This window comes from Motilimonas cestriensis (assembly GCF_021295315.1).
GTDB lineage: Bacteria > Pseudomonadota > Gammaproteobacteria > Enterobacterales > CBDFNC01 > Motilimonas > Motilimonas cestriensis.
Window position 1 is genome coordinate 1 of record NZ_JAIMJA010000014.1, and the last position, 23,720, is coordinate 23,720.

The 23,720-nt window shown below is 44.8% G+C and carries 26 protein-coding genes; 16 read left to right on the forward strand and 10 right to left on the reverse strand.

Features of this window, described 5'->3' with window-relative positions; translation table 11 throughout:
• Positions 1-110: 110 nt before the first annotated feature.
• The 5 genes from K6Y31_RS13785 (at position 111) to ruvX (ending at position 3,284) form a co-directional block, all read left to right on the forward strand.
• Positions 111-461, forward strand: coding sequence for an endonuclease (locus K6Y31_RS13785; RefSeq protein WP_233053543.1), 351 nt, complete (start codon positions 111-113; stop codon positions 459-461).
• 40 nt (positions 462-501) lie between these two features.
• Entirely contained in the window at positions 502-1,239 is a 738-nt protein-coding gene (gene rsmE / locus K6Y31_RS13790) for a 16S rRNA (uracil(1498)-N(3))-methyltransferase (RefSeq protein ID WP_233053544.1), read from the forward strand.
• Positions 1,240-1,242: 3 nt separating this feature from the next.
• Positions 1,243-2,193 (forward strand): glutathione synthase, encoded by a 951-nt coding sequence (gene gshB / locus K6Y31_RS13795; protein ID WP_233053545.1) that lies wholly within the window; start codon positions 1,243-1,245, stop codon positions 2,191-2,193.
• A 98-nt stretch (positions 2,194-2,291) separates the two neighbouring features.
• Positions 2,292-2,852, forward strand: coding sequence for a YqgE/AlgH family protein (locus K6Y31_RS13800; RefSeq protein WP_233053654.1), 561 nt, complete (start codon positions 2,292-2,294; stop codon positions 2,850-2,852).
• A 9-nt stretch (positions 2,853-2,861) separates the two neighbouring features.
• Positions 2,862-3,284: a Holliday junction resolvase RuvX gene (gene ruvX / locus K6Y31_RS13805; RefSeq protein WP_233053546.1), complete on the forward strand. Its 423-nt coding sequence runs from the start codon at positions 2,862-2,864 to the stop codon at positions 3,282-3,284.
• A gap of 84 nt (positions 3,285-3,368) precedes the next feature.
• Here the strand turns inward: ruvX and K6Y31_RS13810 are convergent, their stop codons facing one another.
• The gene (locus tag K6Y31_RS13810; protein ID WP_282560179.1) at positions 3,369-4,151 is read right to left on the reverse strand and encodes an OmpA family protein; all 783 of its coding nucleotides are present in this window, start codon (positions 4,149-4,151) and stop codon (positions 3,369-3,371) included.
• A gap of 238 nt (positions 4,152-4,389) precedes the next feature.
• Complete coding sequence (locus K6Y31_RS13815) at positions 4,390-5,805, reverse strand: alanine/glycine:cation symporter family protein (RefSeq protein ID WP_233053547.1); 1,416 nt, start codon at positions 5,803-5,805, stop codon at positions 4,390-4,392.
• Positions 5,806-6,070: 265 nt separating this feature from the next.
• Here K6Y31_RS13815 and tal point away from each other — a divergent pair, with 265 nt between their 5' ends.
• The 3 genes from tal to K6Y31_RS13830 all read left to right on the forward strand — a co-directional run bounded on the left by tal (position 6,071) and on the right by K6Y31_RS13830 (position 8,520).
• Positions 6,071-7,024 (forward strand): transaldolase, encoded by a 954-nt coding sequence (gene tal, locus K6Y31_RS13820; protein ID WP_233053548.1) that lies wholly within the window; start codon positions 6,071-6,073, stop codon positions 7,022-7,024.
• Positions 7,025-7,165: 141 nt separating this feature from the next.
• A complete protein-coding gene (locus K6Y31_RS13825) occupies positions 7,166-7,339 on the forward strand; it encodes a DUF3545 family protein (protein WP_233053549.1) in 174 nt (57 codons plus the stop codon).
• A 140-nt stretch (positions 7,340-7,479) separates the two neighbouring features.
• On the forward strand, positions 7,480-8,520 hold the full coding sequence (locus K6Y31_RS13830) for a carbohydrate-binding protein (protein ID WP_233053550.1): 1,041 nt from the start codon (positions 7,480-7,482) through the stop codon (positions 8,518-8,520).
• A gap of 86 nt (positions 8,521-8,606) precedes the next feature.
• Here the strand turns inward: K6Y31_RS13830 and K6Y31_RS13835 are convergent, their stop codons facing one another.
• Positions 8,607-9,089, reverse strand: coding sequence for a YajQ family cyclic di-GMP-binding protein (locus K6Y31_RS13835; protein ID WP_233053551.1), 483 nt, complete (start codon positions 9,087-9,089; stop codon positions 8,607-8,609).
• 76 nt (positions 9,090-9,165) lie between these two features.
• Here K6Y31_RS13835 and K6Y31_RS13840 point away from each other — a divergent pair, with 76 nt between their 5' ends.
• Both K6Y31_RS13840 and K6Y31_RS13845 read left to right on the forward strand, forming a co-directional pair.
• Positions 9,166-9,573 (forward strand): VanZ family protein, encoded by a 408-nt coding sequence (locus tag K6Y31_RS13840; protein ID WP_486624568.1) that lies wholly within the window; start codon positions 9,166-9,168, stop codon positions 9,571-9,573.
• Positions 9,570-10,472: a ketopantoate reductase family protein gene (locus K6Y31_RS13845; RefSeq protein ID WP_233053553.1), complete on the forward strand. Its 903-nt coding sequence runs from the start codon at positions 9,570-9,572 to the stop codon at positions 10,470-10,472. The genes K6Y31_RS13840 and K6Y31_RS13845 overlap by 4 nt, the downstream gene beginning before the upstream one ends.
• Here the strand turns inward: K6Y31_RS13845 and K6Y31_RS13850 are convergent.
• From K6Y31_RS13850 to pomA, 5 genes are all read right to left on the reverse strand, one after another.
• Positions 10,448-10,786 (reverse strand): hypothetical protein, encoded by a 339-nt coding sequence (locus K6Y31_RS13850; protein WP_233053554.1) that lies wholly within the window; start codon positions 10,784-10,786, stop codon positions 10,448-10,450. The genes K6Y31_RS13845 and K6Y31_RS13850 overlap by 25 nt on opposite strands.
• 115 nt (positions 10,787-10,901) lie before the next feature.
• Positions 10,902-11,048, reverse strand: coding sequence for an iron ABC transporter permease (locus K6Y31_RS13855; RefSeq protein ID WP_233053555.1), 147 nt, complete (start codon positions 11,046-11,048; stop codon positions 10,902-10,904).
• A gap of 99 nt (positions 11,049-11,147) precedes the next feature.
• The gene (gene thiI, locus K6Y31_RS13860; protein ID WP_233053556.1) at positions 11,148-12,602 is read right to left on the reverse strand and encodes a tRNA uracil 4-sulfurtransferase ThiI; all 1,455 of its coding nucleotides are present in this window, start codon (positions 12,600-12,602) and stop codon (positions 11,148-11,150) included.
• A 115-nt stretch (positions 12,603-12,717) separates the two neighbouring features.
• Positions 12,718-13,629: a flagellar motor protein MotB gene (locus K6Y31_RS13865; protein ID WP_427901902.1), complete on the reverse strand. Its 912-nt coding sequence runs from the start codon at positions 13,627-13,629 to the stop codon at positions 12,718-12,720.
• A gap of 8 nt (positions 13,630-13,637) precedes the next feature.
• Positions 13,638-14,399 carry a flagellar motor protein PomA gene (pomA, locus tag K6Y31_RS13870; protein ID WP_233053558.1) on the reverse strand — a complete coding sequence of 254 codons (762 nt, stop codon included), beginning with the start codon at positions 14,397-14,399 and terminating at the stop codon, positions 13,638-13,640.
• A gap of 216 nt (positions 14,400-14,615) precedes the next feature.
• Here pomA and xseB point away from each other — a divergent pair, with 216 nt between their 5' ends.
• The 3 genes from xseB to dxs are packed head-to-tail and all read left to right on the forward strand — an operon-like array spanning position 14,616 to position 17,624.
• Positions 14,616-14,855: an exodeoxyribonuclease VII small subunit gene (xseB, locus tag K6Y31_RS13875; protein WP_233053559.1), complete on the forward strand. Its 240-nt coding sequence runs from the start codon at positions 14,616-14,618 to the stop codon at positions 14,853-14,855.
• Between the two features lie 3 nt (positions 14,856-14,858).
• Positions 14,859-15,749 (forward strand): (2E,6E)-farnesyl diphosphate synthase, encoded by an 891-nt coding sequence (ispA, locus tag K6Y31_RS13880; RefSeq protein WP_233053560.1) that lies wholly within the window; start codon positions 14,859-14,861, stop codon positions 15,747-15,749.
• A gap of 6 nt (positions 15,750-15,755) precedes the next feature.
• Positions 15,756-17,624: a 1-deoxy-D-xylulose-5-phosphate synthase gene (gene dxs, locus K6Y31_RS13885; RefSeq protein ID WP_233053561.1), complete on the forward strand. Its 1,869-nt coding sequence runs from the start codon at positions 15,756-15,758 to the stop codon at positions 17,622-17,624.
• Between the two features lie 52 nt (positions 17,625-17,676).
• Here dxs and K6Y31_RS13890 read toward each other — a convergent pair whose 3' ends face one another.
• Together K6Y31_RS13890 and K6Y31_RS13895 are read right to left on the reverse strand one after the other, a co-directional pair.
• Positions 17,677-19,278 (reverse strand): ABC transporter substrate-binding protein, encoded by a 1,602-nt coding sequence (locus tag K6Y31_RS13890; RefSeq protein WP_233053562.1) that lies wholly within the window; start codon positions 19,276-19,278, stop codon positions 17,677-17,679.
• Positions 19,279-19,344: 66 nt separating this feature from the next.
• A complete protein-coding gene (locus tag K6Y31_RS13895) occupies positions 19,345-19,923 on the reverse strand; it encodes a hypothetical protein (RefSeq protein ID WP_233053563.1) in 579 nt (192 codons plus the stop codon).
• Positions 19,924-20,099: 176 nt separating this feature from the next.
• Here K6Y31_RS13895 and K6Y31_RS13900 point away from each other — a divergent pair, with 176 nt between their 5' ends.
• The 3 genes from K6Y31_RS13900 (at position 20,100) to K6Y31_RS13910 (ending at position 23,705) form a co-directional block, all read left to right on the forward strand.
• Complete coding sequence (locus tag K6Y31_RS13900; RefSeq protein ID WP_233053564.1) at positions 20,100-21,356, forward strand: paraquat-inducible protein A; 1,257 nt, start codon at positions 20,100-20,102, stop codon at positions 21,354-21,356.
• Positions 21,357-21,501: 145 nt separating this feature from the next.
• A complete protein-coding gene (gene pqiB, locus K6Y31_RS13905) occupies positions 21,502-23,106 on the forward strand; it encodes an intermembrane transport protein PqiB (RefSeq protein WP_233053565.1) in 1,605 nt (534 codons plus the stop codon).
• A complete protein-coding gene (locus tag K6Y31_RS13910) occupies positions 23,106-23,705 on the forward strand; it encodes a PqiC family protein (RefSeq protein ID WP_233053566.1) in 600 nt (199 codons plus the stop codon). The genes pqiB and K6Y31_RS13910 overlap by 1 nt, the downstream gene beginning before the upstream one ends.
• Positions 23,706-23,720: the final 15 nt, after the last annotated feature.

Below are 23,720 nucleotides of genomic sequence, written 5' to 3' on the forward strand. Positions count from 1 at the left end.
CTTGCTTGTGAACGAAAGTGTTTGGAGGAATTAAATCTTCGTCTAGCCACTAAATTGCCTCTTAATAAATCATATGTTCATTTGTATATTTTTATAGGTAGATGTCAACTATGATTTTACTAGGTAGTGAGGTAAACGGCGATCGCTCGAACTTCCAGTTTACAGAATCAAGACAAACACCTTATCAATACGGTCAATGCCCGATGATTAACGATTTTAAAAACAAAAAAGCCACTCCGCCAGACTTGCAAAAAGGCGCTATCGCCCGCATCTACTTTTATATGCAAGATCAATATGGCGTGCGCATATCACGTCAACAAAAACAACTCTACCAAGCATGGGACAGACAATATCCCGTTACAGCTTGGGAGTGCCAACGTGATAAACTGATTGCCAAACAGCAAGGGAATAACAACCCGTACGTAACCAATGCATGTGCAAATGCCACTTTTACTCAGTAGTCGGCACGGTTTTCGGCAACAACAGATTGAGAATAAATAAATGCGTGTACCTAGAATATATGAGCCGCAAGCGCTGCGATTAAACACACAGCTAGACTTGAACGATGACGCAGCCAATCATGTCGGTCGGGTATTACGTTTAAATGTGGGCGATCAAATTTGGCTATTTAATGGTGAGGATGAAAATCAATATTTAGCCAATATCGTGCAGAGCACCAAAAAGCACGTGCAAGTTAAAATAGTTGAATGCCAAACCACCGCAAATGAAAGTCCACTGAAAATTCATTTGGGCCAAGCTATTTCGCGCGGCGATCGCATGGACTTTGTGATCCAAAAGTCGGTTGAACTCGGCGTTGATGCCATCACCCCCATTTTCAGCGAACGTTGTGGCGTAAAACTGAGTGGTGAGCGGTTAGAGAAAAAACGTCAGCAATGGCAAAAAATCGCCATTGCTGCCTGTGAACAATCGGGCCGTAATCAGGTTCCTGAGATCAACCAGCCTATTAGCTTTAATGACTGGATCAATCAGCAAGATGACGCAGTAAAACTCACCTTGCACCCAAGGGCTAACTACCGAATCAATACCTTGCCTGAGCCAAAGGTGAAACAAATTCGTTTATTAATCGGTCCTGAAGGGGGGTTCACCGGTGATGAAGTGAATTTAAGCGAGCAAGCGGGATTTATCGAAACCTTGCTCGGCCCACGAATTTTACGCACTGAAACCGCCGCACTGACGGCAATTACCGCATTACAATGTCGCTTTGGCGATTTAGGATAAGTTATGACCATAAAACTCGGCATCGTGATGGATCCCATCACCGACATAAAAATTCATAAAGACTCTAGCTTTGCGATGCTGCTCGAAGCGCAGCAACGTGGCTACCAACTTTATTACCTCGAAATGTCTGACTTATATTTAGACAATGGCCGTGCCTTTGCTACTACTAAACAGTTGAAAGTACAGCGCGATCCGCAAAACTGGTTTGAACTCGCTGAGCAAGAAACCATTGCTTTATCCGATCTTGATGTCATTTTAATGCGCAAAGATCCGCCGTTTGATACCGAATACATCTACGCCACTTACATGTTAGAGCGTGCTGAAGACGAAGGCTGTCTGATTGTTAATAAACCGCAAAGCTTACGTGATGCCAATGAAAAACTATTTACTTCCTGGTTTAGCGAGTTTACGCCAGAAACCTTAGTCAGTAGTGATGCAGCCAAAATTCGTGCATTCTACGCCAAGCATCAAGACATCATCTTAAAACCCCTTGATGGCATGGGCGGGGCTTCCATATTCCGAGTTAAACCGAATGATCCTAACCTAGCCGTGATCATCGAAACCTTAACCAATCACGGTCAAAACTACTGTATGGCCCAAGGGTTTATCTCGCAAATTAGCGACGGTGACAAACGTATACTCCTAATTGATGGCGAGCCAGTACCTTATTGCTTAGCGCGCATACCCGCCAAAGGCGAAACCCGTGGCAACTTAGCCGCTGGCGGTCGTGGTGAAGCGCGTCCTCTTACAGAAAGTGACTGGAAAATAGCGCGCGCAATTGGCCCGAAATTAAAAGATAAAGGCTTAATATTCGTTGGTTTAGATGTTATAGGTGATAAACTAACCGAAATTAACGTAACCAGCCCAACCTGTATTCAAGAAATTGAAGGCGCTTTTGATGTGTCAATCACCGGCATGTTAATGGACGCGATTGAAGCACGTTTAGGCCGCTGATGTCATAAACTCTTTCATTGATAGCCCTCATTATTTCAGGGCTATCAACCATACTTATTTCTAACACCTTGCAAAACGAAGAATATTTTATGCTGGAGATGCAAAGTTTAAAAAACCATTTTTTAGTTGCTATGCCGAACCTAGAAGGCCCGTATTTTGAGCGCTCAGTGGTGTATGTTTGCGACCATAATGAAGAAGGCGCCATGGGGCTAGTCGTTAACCTCGCCATTAACTTGAAGTTAGGCGAGCTGCTTGAGCAGCTTGAGATAACCCCTGATCCCGCACATCAAAAATCCTTAGCTATGCCAGTCATGCAAGGTGGCCCTGTAGCGGTAGATCGCGGCTTTGTGATCCATTCACCCATTGAAGGTTTCTCCAGTAGCTTGAAAATGTCGGACGAAATCATGGTCACCACCTCAAAAGACATTTTGCAGACACTCGGCACCGATAATGAACCGAAGCATTTTTTGATGGCACTGGGTTACGCCGGATGGGAAGCAGGGCAATTAGAGCAAGAGCTTATTCATAACGGTTGGCTTATCGTCCCTGCAGACAGCAAGATCATGTTTGATACACCAATCCACCGCCGCTGGGAAGAAGCAGCTAACGCCCTCGGTGTTGACGTTTGGCAACTTTCTAGCCAAGCAGGTCACGCATAAGGCATACACATGACCCAAACGATACTTGGTTTTGATTTTGGCACAAAAAGCATTGGCGTGGCAGTTGGCCAATCAATTACAGGCTGTGCTAACCCGCTGAAATCTCTTAAAGCACGAGATGGCATTCCCAATTGGGATGAAATAGCGGAACTAGTCAAACAATGGCAACCTGACGCTTTTGTGGTGGGCTTGCCCCTTAATATGGATGGTACCATGCAAGATGTCAGCTATGGCGCAAAAAAATTCGCCAACCGACTCAACCATCGTTTCAATAAGCCATCACACCTTCAAGACGAACGTTTAACCACGGTCGATGCCAGAGCTGAAATATTTAGCAGGGGTGGCAGCAAAGCCCTGTCTAAGGATAAAGTGGACGGTATTTCAGCCTGCTTAATTATTGAAGGCTGGTTTGAAGCACAATACGGCGAGTAAAGAGTTGAAAGTTTAAGTAAAAAATATTTTTAAACAAAAAAGCCGATAGAAATCCATCGGCTTTTTTACAAGCTGAACTGCGTTTTACCAGCCCGATGCCTCATCGACACCTAATTCATCAAACAACTCATCAGTCGATTCAACTGCTACGGGTGCTGTTTTTGGCATCGCAGGCGAGGTTTGATTTTTTATTACAAAATCAACCCGGCGGTTTTGGCTACGCTGCGCTGCCGTATCATTGTCAGCAACAGGGTTTTCAAATCCATTCGCTACCGGCTCTAAAATAGTGGCATCAACGCCCTTTGAAACTAAATACTCAACCGCAGATTTAGCACGCTTTGCTGACAACTCTTTGTTGTAAGCCGCGCTGCCCACGGTATCTGTATTACCTTGAACTTCTAAGCTTAAGCCACTTTCATTGGTCGCTGCAGCAATACAATCAAGCTGATCAGTCAGGCCTTTGTCTAGCTTCCATTCATTAGTAGCAAAACGAATCGGTTTAAGGCCTACAACTTTAAAATCAATCACATCAACAAATGGTGCACATTCGTCGCTAATGTCTACTAAAGTCTCAACAATCGGCTCAAACGGCTCATCTTCAACCCTAGGTTGGCGCACTTTAATGTGTACCGTGTCTACAATAGGCGCGACATAACGCGGCATAACGGCTTGATCTTGCTCCGTCTGAACCGTGTTAGGCAAAGCGCAACCTTGTGCATCAACAGCACTACCTGAAGCGGTATCCGAACAATCATCCAAACCATTCACTACGCCATCTCGGTCAAAGTCAGGACTAAATGATGCACTGCATCCCAATAGCAAGCTACTTGCTAAAACCAACACACCACATTGAGCACCTAATTTCATATTATATTTTCTCTTCAAAACTGGGCTAACCTACAAGGCAAATAAGCAGCTCACAAAGTGAAATGCTAGTCGCTGTTTATTTTAGTCAGATTTTAGAAAGAATCTAACTGAGCAATCTTGGGTAAATCATCGCATTTTTATATCTTTGAGTACATAGCAAAGACCTTAACGACTGTATTTACTACTCAAATTTACACAATTAGACACTATTTATCACGATAAAAGCACGCTAGATAAGTTAATCCACTTTTGCATTCCAAATACCCGGCTCAATATTTTTTTCAAGCTCAGGGTATTGGCTGGCATCAAAAGTCGGTAGCTTGTTTTGCGCCCGCTGTGCGTTGTAGTCTTTCGCCAGTTTAACCACCACATTCGACAACATTAATATGGCCACAAGGTTAATGAGGGCCATTAATCCCATCGATACATCCGCCATCGCCCACACCAATGGCGACTCAGCCAATGCACCAAACATCACCATGACCAGTACCACACAACGAAAGATGTTAATACCCATCTTATGATTATGCTCAAGGAAGATAAGGTTGGTTTCAGCATAAGAGTAGTTCGCCACAATCGACGTAAACGCAAAGAAGAAGATAGCAATGGCAATAAAGATACCGCCCCACTCACCCACTTGCGAGGTTAATGCTAATTGCGTCAGCTCAATGTTAGTAACCCCAGAGCCTGGCTCTAGCTGGCCTGAAAGGATGATAATTGCAGCCGTTGCGGTACAAATCACGATGGTATCAATAAACACGCCCAGCATTTGTACATAACCTTGCGACGCCGGGTGTGGAGGATAAGGCGATGCACTCGCTGCCGCATTAGGCGCACTACCCATGCCCGCTTCATTAGAGAACATGCCACGTTTTACGCCATTCATGATGGCCGCGCCTAACGCACCCGCCCCGGCTTCTTGCAAGCCAAACGCTGACTCGAAGATATGCACAAACATTGCCGGAATTTCAGTGATATTGATGATCACAACATAAGCCGCAATTGAGAGGTAAATCAGCGCCATCGCCGGTACCACTAACTCAGCAAACTTCGCAATAGTGCGAATACCACCAAATATAATGGCAGCAGATATGCCCACTAAGACTAAACCAACCACCAGTTTAGGCACGCCAAAAGCGGTGTGCATCGAATCTGTGATGGCACCTGCTTGCACCGCATTAAATACCAGACCAAAGGCAATGATTAAACAGATTGAAAACAACACGCCCATCCAGCGTTGGCCTAAGCCTTTTTCCATATAATAGGCAGGGCCACCACGATAGTTACCGTCGTCATCTTTCACTTTATATAGCTGTGCCAACGAACTTTCCGCAAAGCTTGTCGCCATGCCAATCAATGCAATCAGCCACATCCAAAAAACAGCACCCGCACCGCCTAAGTAGATAGCCACTGCGACACCACCCATATTGCCCACACCAACACGAGCCGCCAAGCTCGTCGCTAATGCTTGAAACGATGATATGCCTGAACTATCTGATTTTCGGCTGTTCTTTAGCACCGAAAACATATGGCCGAAATGACCAAATTGAATGAATCTGAGTCGCACCGTGAAATAGACGCCGGTGCCGACCAATACGGCAATTAAAATGTAGCCCCATAACAGGCCACCGATACTGTTGACTATATCTAGCATTTACATCCCCGAAATACTTTCTTATTAGTTATATAAACCAAAAATAAACCTTAAACATTAAATTAACCCTAAAATTAAACCACAAAATCACACTAAACATCCAAATTAGATCGAAAATATAGCGGAATAATTCAAAAAAGCAGGGCGAATGAGCCAAAGGAAGTAACAAGGATTTGATAAAATAAATATTGCATTTTTGATTGTGAATTGCTGACAAATATGCCAAAAATAAAAACAATTAACGAATCAATAACAAGGTTTACACATGACTAACCTGCTGACACAATTAAAAAAGATAACTTCAGTCGTGGCTGACACTGGCGACTTTGAAGCCATTAAACAACACCAACCCGAAGACGCGACCACGAATCCTTCATTGTTACTGAAAGCCGCTCAGCTGCCTCAGTATCAAAATCATATAAAAAGTGCGATTGAGGAAGCAAAAAGCCTTACTGATGACCCAAAACAGCAGGTAATTGAAGCCAGTGATCGCCTAGCAGTGAAGATTGGCGCTGAAATTTTGGCCGTTATTCCGGGTAAAGTATCAACTGAAGTGGATGCCAGACTCTCATTTGATACCACCAAAACCATCGAAAAAGCCGAAAAGTTAATCAACTTGTACCAGCAAGCAGGAATAGATAAATCACGAATCTTAATTAAAATTGCTGCCACTTGGCAGGGTATTCGCGCTGCAGAAAAGCTGCAGCAGCAAGGTATCAATTGTAACCTCACCTTGCTATTTAACTTTGCCCAAGCCCGCGCTTGTGCCGAAGCGGGGGTTTTTCTGATTTCTCCTTTTGTTGGCCGCATTTTAGACTGGCATAAAGCCAACCAACCTGAACAAGACTTTTCTGGCGTCAACGACCCTGGCGTGATCTCGGTAAGCAATATTTATCGCTACTACAAGCAGCACGGCTACAGCACCGTCGTCATGGGAGCCAGCTTTAGAAACACTGATGAAATTATCGCTCTCGCGGGTTGCGACAAACTGACCATCGGGCCTGACTTACTCGAACAGTTAAGCCTGCAACAAGGTGAGCTAGTCCGCCAGCTAGCAGCTGATGTTGCTGTCACTCCTGCCCCAACTCCGTTAAGTGAAAGCGAGTTTCTGTGGCTATTCCACCAAGACCCGATGGCTGTAGAAAAATTAGCGCAAGGAATACGTGCTTTTGCACAAGATCAGGAAAAGTTAGAAACACTCCTCCTATCAATTAGTTAAATAAAATTAGAAGCCAGCTGCAGAAATATTTATGTAAACTTGATAAAAAATGAACTCAGTTAACATAAATGAAACAATTAAATTTTACTTTGGTAAGGCCTGTGATACTAAAAACATGTTAATCAGTAAGAGGAAATCGGTATGGACGAGCTTGACTTTAACATTGCACCTAACTCAGATGCCCCTCAACGTGGTAAGACCAAAGAAAAACGCCGCTGGCGTGAGATTGAAGCAATCAAAGAAGAACAAAGATTGCGTAAAGAACTCATGGATATCAACCCTATTCTCGACGAATTGGTAGAATACAATTACTAACTAAAACATCGATAGTAGATGAATAAAGCCGCAATCTAGGCTGCGGCTTTAATTTTATAAAAAACATCATAAAAATCATATTTATACAGCACCATTTTCTGATATAAGTAAAGCTCACTTATTCAGGAAGACAAGTGCAAATGAAACTAAAATCTTTATCGCAACTGATTGTTGCAGCCTTAGCAACGACTTCTGCAGTGCAGCTTTACGCACAACAAGCACCTTATCAATACTCAGCTTATAAAACGGCTCAAGCCCCAGTACTAGATGGCAAGCTAGACGACAGCGTATGGCAAAGTATCGCTGCCAGTGAGTTGTTTGTTAACCATAATGACAACAGCGTCGCCGAGCAACAAACGTGGGCCAAACTAGCCTATGACGACCAGTATTTATATGTGGCGTTTAATTCGCAAGATCGCGATATCGCGGCCACCCTAGGCCAACAGGATGATCCCACTTATGAATATGATGACACGGTAGAAATTTTTCTCGACCCAACCGGTCAAGGCAAAAATTACTACGAGATTGGCATTAGCGCATTAACCTACTACGACAGTGTGATTAACTCACCTGAGCCATGGCAAGATGACGTGCCTTGGGACATAGAAGGCCTTGAATACGGCATTCAAGTTAACGGCACCATTAACGACAACACCGATGTTGACCAAGGCATGACAGTGGAGCTAAAAATTCCACTGGCGTCATTGAACTACTCAGGTCAAGACGAAGGCAGCAACCCATCGCAATGGCGCTTTAACTTCCATCGCGCTGATTACAGCACTAACAGCCCACAATGGGAAGCCAATGCCTGGTTAGCATGGAGCCCAATGGGATCGTTTGGCTTCCACCAGCCGACTAAGTTTGCTTACCTCAACTTTAAACAGGATGTACTGTGGCAAGCTGGCACTGCTTACACGCAAAATGATCAAGTCAGTTACCTCGGCTCACTTTATCAAGCCCTTTACTACAGCAGCCAAGCACCGGGTAAAAGCCGTCAAGACGGTTGGCGCATCAACAGCGCAGAGCCTCAAGCATGGCAAGCTAACTTAGTTTACCTAACGGGCGACGTGGTGAGTTATAAAGACCAATTATGGCAAGCGCAATGGTGGAGCCAAAGCCAACAACCACAACAAGCGCAAGACTGGTTAGCTGTACCTGCTCAAGCGGTACCCGTTGAGTAAGTAAAGATAAACCACGGGACAAAAAAGCCGCTTAGTAACACTTAAGCGGCTTTTTAGGCAACGAATTAAATTAATCGTAACAGGAATTAATCACGGAAGTTGTTAAACTGAAATGGCTGACCAAGATCGGCTTCCTTCGCTACGCGCATCGCAGCTTGTAAATCATCACGCTTTTTACCTGTCACGCGCACAGACTCACCTTGAATAGCCACCTGTACTTTCAGTTTGCTGTCTTTGATAAGCTTCACTAGCTTTTTCGCGATAAGGGTTTCAATTCCCTGCTTAAAGGTCACTTCTTGGGTGTATGTTTTGCCCGAGTGGATCCCCTTACCAATTTCCATCGCACGCGGATCAACATTTCGCTTGGCTAGGTTACCGCGCAAAATATCGGCCATTTGTTTCAACTGAAAATCGTTTTCAGCCGACATTTTTACGGTTAAGTCTTTTTTAACAAAGCTCGCTTCTACACCGCGAAAGTCAAACCGTGTCGATAGCTCACGGCTGGCATTATCGGTCGCGTTACTCAGCTCAACCGCATCTACTTCTGAAACAATATCAAATGAAGGCATGTTAAATTCCTATGTCATGGTCATGGGATAAAATAATTGGCATAATTTACCAGATCTCACGCAGATATGCCTATTACTGGCGTCACTTTTCCCTAACGAGGCACCGATGCCATTATCCACCGCAGCCAAAATCAGTTTTGTTAGCCTTCTGGTCGTGATCAGCTACCTTGCATTTTCACCGGCCCCGGTGCAAATACAGTTTAATAACATGGATAAAATCAACCACCTTGCCGCCTTTGCTAGTCTTGCTTTAGTTGGCCGCTGCGCATTTTCCTTTCATGCCGGCTGGCTATTTGGCTTACTCACAGGCTACGGCGCATTAATTGAACTTATTCAATCACACATTTCGAATCGCTTTGCCAGTGGCCTTGACCTTCTCGCGGATATGTTAGGTATTATACTAGGGCTGGTGTGTTACCGCCTGATGCAACCTTGGTTAGCTAAGCTCGGTTACTTTGCGCCACTGGCTAAGGTGAATAAATGAATTGGCAAATTTTAGGCGCTGGCGCCATTGGTAGCTTATTCGCCAGCCATCTTGCTCAGCAAAACCAGCGCATTACCCTACTCACCAAAATGCAGCAATTGGGACAATCTCTCGCCCTTACCAAGCAAGATGGCACAACATACACTTACAGCTTAAATGCCTTCACCCAAGTGCAAGACGACACCCAAGTGCTATTAGTCTGCCTAAAGGCCTTTCAAGTGTTACCGGCCATCACCGCCCTCACTGACAGCTTGCCTCGCACCACCAGCTTAGTACTTATGCACAACGGCATGGGCACCCTTGAGCCATTAACCAAGCTATTGCCAGAGCAAACCATTTTCAGCGCCACCACCACCCATGGCGCGCTACTCACCGCGCCTTTTAGCGTGACTCATACTGGCGCTGGCAGCACCATCATTGGTGGTAACGAGAAAGATAAAGCACTAGGGCAAGCCATCACGGCACAATTAAATGACGCACTGCCCAATGCTAGTTGGAGTGACGACATCACGCATAAGCTTTGGTTAAAGCTGGCGATCAACTGCGCCATTAATCCGTTAACGGCCATCCATCAGGTTAAAAATGGCGCCCTATTACAACCGCAATTTAAGCCTGTGTTGGCGCAAATTTGTCAGGAGTTTTGTCAAGTTGCGACTAGACAAGGATTAACATTTAGCGCTGAGGAATTATTGCAACAAGTACGGCAAGTGGCGCACGCCACCGGCAATAACTATTCGTCGATGAATCGAGATATTCACCATGGCCGCCGCAGCGAAAATGACGCAATATTAGGCTATTTACTGCAGTGCGCTGCGCAACATCAGCTTCACTTACCACTGTGCCAACAGCTATATCAACAAGTGCAGCAATTAAGCTATTCGCCTAACGCTTCAGGCTGATAATCCGCTTGCGGCCAAATTTCATTAATTTCATCAGCTTGTTGCTGGGCATTAAAGCGCTCCCACTTAATGCCGTTCACATCTAACTCTTCACTAAATTCAGTGGCACTGGCATCTTCCCAGCCTAAATGGCGCAGCTCTCCAGGCGCGCAACTAGGATCTTGGCGTACCGATAGATTTAACGATTCGGTGCGCCATAAGGCATATTCATTTTCAATATATGAGCAAGGCGCTGCACCAAGACGAACAGAGTAATCGGCAATAGTGGCTGCAATTTGATTGGTCGAAAGGGCTAAATGTAACTTTTTCATCATGGTACTCACGGGTTGCCTAAGTGGGCTTAAAACCTACCATCAATTTAAAATCAAATCCAGATAGGCCTTTTAACCGCATTTAAGCGCTCTTTACTTTATAACTACTTTCTTGCCATTAGATAAAGAAGCTACCACCCAGCATGGCGGTGATAATGCCCACAGGTAAATCTTGCGGCGCAATCAGCACCCGTGCGCCCGCATCCGTATTCGTTGCTAACTGCCACGACATCGGCATCGGCATTTGTACGATACCAATCTGCAAAGTACATTCCTCTTCGGATTCATTTGCTCGTGAAATACATAGCAGAAACAAAACAAGCAGCCGAGGCTGCTTGTTCTTTGCTCACACGAAGCTTGAAAACTAAGGGCGATACACTTTCACGTTAGTAAAGCCGGCTTCTTTTAAGTACAAGGCTTGTAGCTTACTCATTACGCCGCGATCGCAGTAAAGTAGATACGTTTTACTTTGATCTAAGGTGTCAAACTGAGTACCGAGTTTAAAGAACACCATGCTTTCAACGGTGGCACCTTCAATTTTTAGTGGCTTGTCTTCACGCTCATCATCTGAGCGAATATCAAGCACCACTTCATTTGGCGCAAATTGTGCGGTGGTTTCCACTTCAGTGATCTCGGCATCGGTCTGTTCGCCGATATCGCGAATATCCAACGTCATGGTGGCTTCCACCACTTGATCAATCAGCGCCATGTCGAACTTGGCTTCTTGCTCTTCAATTTTGCTCATCACCGCTTTCACAGTGGGCTTATTGGAGATCACGCCGCAATACTCGGGAATGGTTTCCGAAAACTCGGCCGTGCCAATTTGACGTGCGGTGTTGATGATGTCTTGCTTATCCATCGCAATCAAGGGGCGTAAAATTAAGGTATCGGTCGATTTATCAATCACCGATAAGTTACGCAGGGTTTGGCTCGATACTTGGCCCACTGCTTCGCCCGTTACCATGGCATCTAGCGCTAAGCGCTCGGCTAATTTAGCGCCGGTACGCATCATCATGCGTTTTAGAACCACGCCCATTTGGCCGTCTTCGACTTTCTCAAGGATCTCTGCAACAACCGGCTCAAACGGCACCGCTAAAAATTTAACGCGATGAGATGAGCTAAAGCGATCCCATAAGTGGTGAGCCACTTGTTTAACGCCAATTTCATGGGCAGCGCCGCCTAAGTTGAAAAAGCAGTAATGCACGCGCATACCGCGTTTCATCATAATGTAGCTAGAGACACCTGAATCAAAGCCACCAGAAATTAGCGACAACACACCTTCTTGTGAGCCCATTGGAAAGCCGCCTAGCCCTTCATGGCGCTGCTTAACAATGAATAAGTCTTGATGGTCAATTTCAAGTTGCACCGTGACATCCGGCTTTCTTAATTGCACACCAACTGCGTCGGTGTTTTGATTTAACCCACCGCCGACATAACGCTCCACTTCTGTTGAGCTAAAGTCATGTTTACCGCGACGTTTCACGCGCACACAGAAAGTTTTACCCGCAAGTTTTTCTGCAACTAAAGGCAATACTTGCTCGTAAATATCGTGTAAATCTTCAAATGGCGATTGTTGTACTTCTAAAAAGAACGCCACGCCCGGCGTGCTCGACAACAGTTCAATCAGCTTAGCGCGATTTTTGTCAGTGTCGTTAACCGTTTTAACGATGATATGATCCCACTCTAAAATGACTTTCACGTCATCATCATAGCGTCTTAATACATTACGAATGTTGCCCTGTAACATTTTGCAAAAACGCTTACGAACAGACCTGCTCTTCATCAGGATTTCAGGGAAAAACTTAACGACAAATTTCATCGGCTTCACTTAGGGTAAAAATTAGGGGGCGGATTATACCCTGAGAATGTGAGGACTTAAAGTGGTGGTTTTTTACCCTGCAAGTTTACTGCTTGCAGGGATAGGTAATTGTGCCTTATTGCGTCACGTTTATTTCGTCTGACTCTTGCGCCTTACCTTGCATCACTGAAATTTCAACGCGGCGATTTTTGCGGCGATTAGATTGGTCGGTGTTGTCGTATAGGGGTTTGGTATCAGCATAACCCACTACCATTAAACGCTGTTGATCAAAACCTTGTACTTTGATCATTTCATGGGCGACCGATACGGCGCGTTGGGTTGATAAGTCCCAATTAGAGCGATATAACTCTGACTTGATGGCCTCATCATCGGTATGCCCTGATACCGTAATTTCGCCCGGAACATCTTTTAAAATTTCTGCCACTCGCGTGATCACGGGACGAAACTTAGGCTGTAAAAAAGCCGAGCCCGACGGAAACGCGCCTTTTTCACGTACCCGAATAATCAATTGCTGACCAAGAGCTTCAATTTCAATAGCGCCATCTTCAATTTGATCTTTCATCTTTTGTGCAATGGTTTTCGCCAGTTGATTTTGCGCCGCTTGTTGTTGCGCTTCCATTTGACTTTGCACAGCTTGTGACGCGGTCATGCCACCATCTTTATCACCTTCGTCTTGCTTTTGACCACCCACTTCTGCTGCTTCGCCGTCTTGAAAGTCTAGCTTGGCTTGGGTCATATCAATGGTTTGTTGCATGATGGTTTCAATTGGCGTGGGCTCAGGACGGCCGGGACTGAACTCTTGCGCAATGACGGATGTCCCTTTTGGAATATCTTTCACTTCAAGTAGGTTTTGTACCCCAAAAGCATACTTCATCGAGCCAGCAATCTGCTTGAACTTCATAACGTCCATTTCAGAAAACGCCAGCAGCAACACGAAGAAACACATGAGCAGCGACATTAAGTCGGCAAAGGTGCCCATCCAAGCGGGTAGTCCCTCAGGAGGACATTTACAGGGTTCTTCCATTATTGCCTCCTCTACTCAGTGGTGTTCACTTCACGTTTAGATTCTGCTAGATAGTTTTTCAATAAGCCTTCAATTACCCGTGGGTTCTGGCCATCTTGAATGCCTAATACCGCATCCATGATCAATACGCGGTTGAGCTTTTCTTCTTCGGCGCGCAACACCAGTTTCTCACCCATGGGCAAGGCCACCATGTTAGAGAGTATGGCACCATATAAGGTTGTTAGCAGCGCGACCGCCATTGAAGGGCCAATGGATTTAGGATCGTCCATGTTTGACAGCATGGCCACCAAACCAATCAAGGTACCAATCATGCCCATGGCCGGGGCAACATCACCGATACTTTTAAAGATACTCGCGCCCATCAGGTGACGTTCAGAGGTAAGAGAAATGTCTTTTTCCAGGGTGGCACGCACCACATCAGCATCGTGCCCATCTACCAACATATCGATACCTTTTTGCATAAAGGCATTGGGGATTTCAGCTTCTTCTAACGCTAAAAAACCGCCTTTACGCGCGGCATCTGCCATTTCAACTGATTTAGTGATCAATTCTTCTGGCTTTTCTAGCTTAAACATAAAGGCTTTCATGCCAATTTTAGCCGCACCTAAAAATTGCCCTAAATTGTATTTCATTAGCACCACGAACATCGAGCCAACAAATACGATCAAAATAGAGGGAACATCAATAAAGGTTGAGAGCTCACCGCCCATCAACATCGCCATGACAACAAACACAAATGCACCTATGATGCCGATCAGAGTTGCTAAATCCACGCTTTATACCCTCAATTTTTAAAGCAAAACAAAATGCTGTTTTCGACTTGAGCCTGTTTATCTCATTTTCGTATATCAGCCAATTAACAGCAAGTTAAAGAAACTGGCAATTGTAACTTATATGGTATCGGCAACATTTGTTAAATATTTATAGTCAGCTTATTTGACCCATCACAGTCTCACAGGTAATCTTGGCGCGAATTGGGAGAATAGACAATGGCCGCAAAAAAACCTGAAAACATGAGCTTTGAAGAGTCGCTGGGCGAACTAGAGCTAATCGTGAAAAAATTAGAGCTAGGTGAACTAGCATTGGAAGACGCATTAAAACAGTTTGAACGCGGTATTTCCTTGGCGCGTATAAGTTCAACTAAGCTGCAATCAGCCGAGCAACAAGTACAAATATTACTTGAACAAGATGGTGAGCAAACACTCGCTCCCTTTCAGGAAGATGCCTAATTAATGAACCTGCTCGAACAATATACCCTAAGCTATCGGTCGCGTGTTGATGCTAGCTTAGCCCAAGCGTTAGAGAGACGCGAGCCTCTCAGCGCAACATTACACCAAGCAATGGTCTACGGCACCATGCAAGGCGGTAAACGCATTCGACCTTTTTTGGTGTATGCCACCGGTAACATTTTTAATATCGCTCCCGAAAAACTCGACAAACTTGCCGCTGCTATTGAATGCATTCATGCTTATTCTCTCATTCATGATGATTTACCTGCCATGGACGACGATGAATTACGCCGTGGCCAACCGACATGTCATATCGCCTTTGATGAGGCCACCGCTATTTTAGCCGGTGATGCCCTGCAAACCTTAGCCTTTGAATTAATTGCCGAGGCCGATGAAAACTTTACTCCTGCGCAGCAATTGGCAATGGTGAGAGTGCTGGCTAACGCCTCTGGTTTAAGTGGCATGTGCGGAGGTCAAGCTCTTGATCTAGAAGCTGAAAACAAGCAAGTCAACTTAGCCGCACTGGAGCGTATTCACAGTGGTAAAACAGGCGCTTTAATTCGCGCGGCGGTCACGTTAGGCGCACTGAGTTATGCCGATGTCACACAACAAGAGTTAGATTTACTCGATCAATTTGCCCAAGCCATCGGTCTGGCGTTTCAAGTACAAGACGACATATTAGACATTACCAGCGACACCCAAACATTAGGTAAACCACAAGGCTCAGATCAAGCTCTGAACAAATCTACCTACCCAGCATTGCTTGGGTTAGCCGGCGCAAAAGAAAAAGCCCAAGCTCTTTACCAAGAGTCGCTACACGCCTTGGCCAAGTTAGATTACAATACTGAGTTATTAGAGCTGTTCGCGCATTACATTATTGAACGAAACAAATAAGCATTTATGAGCCTGGATTTAAAAAATTACCCAACATTGGCCATGGCCAACTACCCGGAAGATTTACGCTTATTGCATAAAGATAAGTTATCCGAACTGTGCGCTGAATTACGCCAATTCTTACTGAGCTCAATCAGTAAAAGCAGCGGTCACTTTGCGTCTGGCTTAGGGGTGGTTGAACTGACTGTCGCCTTGCATTACGTTTACAATACCCCGTTTGACCACTTGATTTGGGATGTTGGTCATCAAGCCTATCCCCATAAAATACTAACGGGTCGCCGCGATAAGCTACATACCATTCGTCAGTATAAAGGCTTGCATCCTTTCCCTTGGCGTGAAGAAAGTGAATATGACGTATTAAGTGTCGGTCACTCTTCCACCTCAATTGGCGCAGCAACGGGCCTTGCCATTGCTGCCGAAAAAGAAGGCAAAGGTCGCCGCGTTGTCTCTGTGATTGGTGATGGCGCGCTCACTGCGGGAATGGCGTTTGAAGCATTAAATCATGCTGGTGCACTGCACAACGATATGCTAGTAATCTTAAATGATAACGAGATGTCCATTTCTGAAAACGTGGGCGCATTAAACAATCATCTCGCACAACTGCTATCAGGTGAACTTTACACCAGTATTCGTGAAGGCGGCAAAAAAGTGCTGTCAGGCCTGCCGCCAATCAAAGAATTAGCACGGCGTGCCGAAGAACATCTTAAAGGCATGGTGGTGCCGGGCACCTTATTTGAGGAGTTTGGCTTTAATTACATCGGCCCCATTGATGGCCACGATGTGAATGGTTTAGTGGAAACCTTGCGTAATATGCGCAATTTAAAAGGGCCACAATTTCTTCATATTATGACCAAGAAAGGCAAAGGCTACGCCCCTGCTGAACAAGACCCGATTGGTTACCATGCCGTGCCTAAGTTTGACCTTAGCCAAAGCAAACTACCAAAAAGCAAAGGTGCCCTGCCCACCTTTTCGCATATTTTTGGTGATTGGCTATGTGACATGGCAGCCCAAGATGACAAGCTAATGGGGATTACCCCAGCCATGCGTGAAGGCTCAGGTATGGTCGGGTTTTCTAAACGCTTTCCAGCGCAATACTTTGATGTCGCCATTGCCGAGCAGCATGCTACCACCCTAGCGGCTGGACTTGCTATTGCGGGCTTAAAACCTGTGGTCGCTATTTACTCCAGCTTCTTGCAACGCGCTTACGATCAAGTGATCCACGATGTTGCAATCCAAAACTTGCCCGTATTATTTGCGGTGGACCGCGCCGGCATTGTTGGCGCCGATGGCCCGACTCACCAAGGCGCGTTTGATATTAGCTTTATTCAAACCATTCCCAATATGGTGGTCATGACGCCAAGTGACGAAAACGAATGCCGCCAGATGCTCTACACCGGTTACCAGCTTAATCAACCAGCGATGGTGCGCTACCCCCGGGGCAGCGGCTCTGGTGTGACCGCCACATTAGAGATGAATGCCCTTGCTCTTGGCAAAGGAGTGGTGAAGCGCCAAGGTAAAAAAGTGGCTATATTATGTTTTGGCACCCTGCTCAATTCCGCCATCAGCGTAGCAGAAGAGCTTGATGCCACGTTAGTGGATATGCGTTTTGTGAAGCCCCTTGATAAAGAGCTAATCACTGAATTAGCTGCGCAGCATGACTACTTAGTCACCTTAGAGGAGAATGCCATTTTAGGCGGAGCTGGCAGTGCCGTGCTTACCTTCTTAGCTCAACAGCAAATACTTAAACCGGTTCTTAATTTAGGTATTCCAGATTACTTTGTTGAGCAAGGTACTCAAGAGCAAATTTATCAGCAACTTGGCCTAGATAGCGCAGGAATATTAGCGAGTATTTTAAGCTTCGTTAATGCTAAATAACGCGTTTAGCGGATAACACTCCCCATCAGCCCATTGCATATCAATGGGCTTTTTATTGCCTTCTTGAACGTAATAAAGGTAACGAAGGTGGGTTTTCAAACTCATCCACTTGTAAATCGCCTAGGTATGGTGTGTTATCGGGGTTAACCACATCCTTTAGACGAATATTTTTCTTCGCAGCCCAGCCAAGTCTTTCCCAATGTAGCGGAACAAATGCTGCGTCTTCATAGAGCATTAATTCAACCTCACGTAATAGCTGCCCCCTAGGCATAGGATCAATTTCACGATTAGCCTTTACAACATATTCATCCACCTTAGGGTTTGAGTAGTGACCGCAGTTATATTGTCCACGTCCTGTCTCAACATTTCGAGTCATGGTCAGGTATTCACTGTAGTTGGCGCTATCTCTTGTATCAGACCGCCAACCTATCATTAAAATATCGGCATTGCAGCGATCAAACTCAGGCCAATACTCGTTAATCGGGTAAGTTTTTAGGGTCACTTTAATGTTAATTTTCTGCAGCATTGCCACCACGGCCTGCGCCACTTTAATATCATTTATATAGCGTCCTTGCGGTGCAATCATGGCAAGGTTTAAGCCTTTTTCATAACCCGCTTGCTTCATTAATTGACGCGCTTTGGCTAAGTCATAACGTACACTTAAATAAGGGTTATGGCCGATGTATCCCGGCGGGCTTTGCTGCGAAGCTGCAGTACCGAAACCTTGCATTAATTGCTCGGCAATACCTTGATTGTTTATGGCATAAATAATGGCTTGGCGAACGCGGCGGTCTTTTAAAGCAGTATTTTGCGATTGATTTAGCTGTAAGGAAATCAGTCTAGTGCCGGGCCAAGTTAAGGCTGTAAACCTAGGCTGGTCTAGTAAGCTGATGTATTCCTTTGGCGCAACAGGACTGATCATATCGACATCACCTGATAGTAAAGCAGCGAGTCGCGTTGCCGGCTCTTTTATCGGGATCAGCGTTAACTTGGTGATATTTCCTAATGACTCATGGTCCCAGTAGTCTTGATAGCGTACTAACCTAAGTTGCATGCCTTTTTCTCGCAGTGCTACTTGGTAGGGGCCTGTCCCCGATACATGGGTAGCTGCAAAGGTATCCCCTTGCTTTTCAATTCTACTTTTATCAAAACCATTTTCATCTACACCAGTATAAAAAGCGGAATCAAGCACGAACAAATAACTGGCGATTTGATTAACCAAGGGGGTCGGCGTTTTTGTTATCAAATCAAAAGTGAGATCATCAATCACCTTGATTTGATCAACTCTTTCAAATAGACCTTTGTAATCATCACTGCGTTTTAAGCGGGCCAAGGTCCACTTCACATCTCGACTAGTGAGTAGATTACCCGAATGAAATCTAACCTGTGGCCGTAAATTGAAACGTACCGTTAAGGGATCAATACGCTGCCATTTTTGCGCCAAACGAGGCACATATTGCAACTTTTGATTGCGTCGAATTAGGGGATCAAACACTAAGTGAGAAAACTGCACGATATCTTCAGATAAAGCTTCATGAATATCTAATGAAACAGGATCGCTGCTCACACCAAAAGAGATTTCTGCATCATAGGCACAAACCGAAAAACTCAGCAGCAAGCTCATTAAGCCAGCAATGGAAATATGTTTTTTCACCTATCGATTCCTACTTCCAGTTGTCGAAAATGTCTTTTACTTTCATCCACAAGATTGCCTTATGGGTTACTTTACCTCGACCTGGTAGTCTGCCAAATCTTGTCTTAATTGCTTTAGATCTGCACGAATACCGGGAATTAATTGCTGCTCAACTTCATTATTTGCCGCTATCACTTGCTCAAGCCCTTGTTGCGTACTAATTTGATGCGCAGCCATCTTACGCCAAATGCGCTCTATTTGGCGATAATATCGTCGTACACCCGCCAGTAAATGAGAAGGCACTTCCATGGTATTTGCCGAATATTGCATGCTTTTCCACACATAATGATCAAGGGCTAAATCATCACGACTAGGATCATATCGCTTGTATTGGGCTTGCTGCAAAATATCAACCTGATGCTGCACCAAAACCAAATTATCTTCTAATTCAAGTAACATGGAGCGACGTAAGTAGTAATTCGCTTCCGTGGTATTTATATCATCAAACGTCATTGCTTGACGAAAGCCTTCATTTGACGCTAAAAACACCCCAATAATGGTCGCCACTATCATGCAAACATTAGTGATCCAAAAGCCAGTATTGAGTAAGTCTTGATTGTTAACATGCTTTAGCCGCGTGCGTAATCTCGCTTTTTGCTCTGCCATTTTACCTCCCTCCCCCTCACTCAAGCTTTCCTAAGTTGCTATCATACAAAACATTTCGCAATGAGAGAAAAAATATCATCTATTCATGCTAGGGTTCGATGCAATAAGCTGTTAGCAAGAGTTTGCTTGGGTATATACTGTTGCTAATTAAAAACCAAAGCCTATAACTGCGCGCAATGAAGGTAACATCGATCAAAAACATAGAAACCGCTTGTGAAGAGTGCGATTGGCTACTGTCTGACACACATATTGATAGTGGTACCCGCTTGGCATGCCAACGTTGTCACCATACTATCTCGAGTCGCCCAAAACAGCCTATTGAGCAGCCTTTAGCATTTGCCTTTGCTAGCCTGCTAATGCTCGCCTTAACCTATAGCTTTCCTTTCATGAGCTTTAGCGCATCGGGCGTGACCTTGCAGATATATTTTTACCAAGCAATGAGTTCATTAATCGACAATGGTTTTACTTCTATTGCTACTTTTTTATTCTTGTCTCTAACCTTGTTACCGTTACTTTGCTTAATACTGATTATTTCGTTACACCTCAACATTGGACATCAAATCCCCAATAAGTCAGCAATAAGGCGCTTAAAACTGCTTAAGAAAATTAAACCGTGGATCATGGTGGATGTTTTTTTAGTGGGGATTTTGGTGGCTTTGATTAAAATAATGTCAATGGCGGACGTCGGTTTTGGCTTATCTTTTTGGGCTTTTTGTTTATTTACTATCGCTTTTCTTAAAACCTTACTCAGCATTGATATGCACTGGCTCTGGCACCAGCACACCGGTCCCCTTAGACAACACGCCATTCAACAAAGCGCAAACACAGCCAAAGATGCTAATTTAGCACGCTGTCATCATTGTGGAGAGCTACACCCAACAGACGATACCTACTGCCGTCGATGCAATTCCCCCCTATCAATTAGGACTCAGCATAGCATCCAAAAAACCTTGGCATTACTCATCGCCGCCGCGGTATTTTATATTCCTGCCAATTTATTTCCTATTATGGATACACGCTTTTTAGGCCAAAGTGAACCATCAACCATCATTGGCGGCGTTATTTTACTTTGGCAACTTGGCTCTTACCCGGTTGCATTGGTGATCTTTTTTGCTAGTGTTATGATCCCAATAGCAAAAATGCTAGCGATTGCTTGGTTATGTTTCACCGCCACAACTAACAGACCAGAGCAAGCCAGTATGCAACTTAAGATATACCGAGTGACTGAAATCATCGGTCGCTGGTCAATGATTGACGTTTTTGTTGTGGCTATTTTAGTTGCCTTAGTGCATCTCGATGGCTTAGTGGTCGTTTACCCTGGCCATGCTGCTTTATCCTTTGCAGCAGTAGTCGCGCTTACTATGCTATCGGCTCTTTCATTTGATCCACGTATTATTTGGGACCCTTCACCCGCTTCGGAGCAAGAATCGTGATAGATAATCAACCAGAACGCATCTCTAAAGTTTGGCTAGTGCCACTACTCGCGCTAATAACTGGCGCGTGCTTGACGATGCTATCAGTACTTTCATTTAATCCTAGAATCATTTGGCGTCTCTCACCTGCTTCGGAGCAAGAATCGTGTTAGAAAATCAACCTGAACGTATCTCTAAAGTTTGGCTAGTGCCAGTACTCGCGCTGATGATTGGCGCGTGGATGCTGTATCAACATATCTCGAGTCAAGGCCCCTTGATACGTCTAGAAATCAGTAATGCTGAAGGCCTCGAAGCTGGAAAAACCAAGGTAAAATCTCTCAGTGTCGAGATTGGTGTCGTTGAGGACATAGAGCTAAGTGATGATTACAGCAAAGCAATTTTAAGTGTGAGAATAGACCCCCACGCAGACAAAATGTTGGTAGAAGACTCGGTGTTTTGGGTGGTTAAACCACGGGTAGGCAAAACAGGCGTATCGGGGTTAGGTACTTTGTTTTCAGGCGCTTATTTGGAGCTGAAGCCAGGAAGCAGTAACAAAAAAGTCAGCAAATTTCAGGTAATGGAGAATCCGCCTTTAATCAGCTCTGACACGCAAGGGCTACGCTTACGGTTAACCAATAATGCCAGTAAAGCATTATCAGATGGCGCGCCAATCAACTTTCGCGGTTTTGAGGTAGGCCGAATTGAAACCGTTTCTTATGATATTGAAAGCCGCCAGACCCAATACGATATCTTTATTTTCTCGCCATATGATGCCTTAGTCACCAGTAATACCCGTTTTTGGATGAAGCCTGGGGTTTCTTTAAGCCTTGATGCTAAAGGTATTCAGTTTGAAATGGACTCACTCGAAAGTGTTATCACTGGCGGTATCACATTTGGCTTACCTACTGGTTGGGAGCCAGGCGAGCGCATTACACAAAACAGTCAATTTTATCTTTTTACCGATGAAGCCACAATTTTAACGGAATCTTACGATAACTATCTTGAATATGTACTGTTTTTTGACGAATCCATTGCGGGCCTAAATGTTGGCTCTCCAGTCCAATTTAAAGGGATTCAAGTTGGACAAGTGAAGGAAATTCCCTACCTTAAGCTGGCGCCCAATTATCAATATGAGTTTCAAGACATGATCCCTGTATTAATTCGGATTGAGTTTGACCGCTGGCGCACCGCTAATAACGGCGATGTGGAGTATTGGAGCAAAGTAATAGATAGAATGCTAAATCGTGGCCTACATGCCAGATTGAAAACAGCAAACTTACTCACAGGGGCAAGGCTTATCGACCTCACAGTGCAAGAGGACGCAGTGAACGATCCCGATCAACTCAAATTAGCCCAGCAGCTCAAGGTTAAAATCATTCCAACCATGAAAGGCGGTTTTGACCAACTGGAACAAAAAGTAAGCCAATTACTCGATAAAATTAATAACCTTGAGATTGAAACCACCATCCACAACGCCAATGCTTTGTTAAAAACAACAGAACAATCAATGCGCGCCATTGATCAGATAATGACTAACGAAGACACTCAAGGCCTACCAAAAGAATTCAATAACACCTTAGCGCAAGCTAACGAAACCCTGCGCAGCTATTCTAAAGACTCCCAATTGCATAAAGACCTGAGCCAGACGGTACGTGCTCTTGAACAGTCATTACGTGAGCTACAACCTTTCTTACGTAAAATCAGCGCGAAACCGAACGCGATCATTTTTGATGGCAAGACCCAGCGCGATCCTCGCTTGGAGAACAAATAATGAAACAATTAAACCTAGCCGTAATTGCTATTCTTAGCGCCAGTTTAATGGGGTGCAGTCAAACACCGACGTTGCCCAGCCAGTACTATGCCTTAGGCGCCGACGACTTAGTTGTGGCAGCTATCGCACCGAGGAGCCGAGGCACCTTAGTGTTAAAACCCGTTGAACTACCCGATTATTTAAACAATAGTGGCGTGGTGATGCAGCTTGATGACAACCAAGTTCACATTGCCGAACAGCACTTATGGGCAGGTGCACTAAATCAGCAGCTAGATCGGCTGAGCAATGAAGCAATGGCCTTGCATTTACCGCAGTGGAGCGTGGTTGAAAGTGCAAAATTTTACCCAGAATCAGGCGATCAATATTGGATTTTGTCGATTTCGGTCAATCGCTTTCAAGGGCGTTTAGAAGGGGTGGCAGTAGCATCAGGTCGCTGGAACTTAGTCGCCCCAAATGGCAAAGAGGTCAAAGACGAACGTTTTAATTACCAACTTGATGTGCCTAGTAAGGACTATCCAGGAATTGTCGAAAAACTAAAAGAGAATTGGCTGACATTAAGTCATGACATTGCCTTACAACTTAACCAAGCCGCTCAATAGCAAAAAACCAACAGG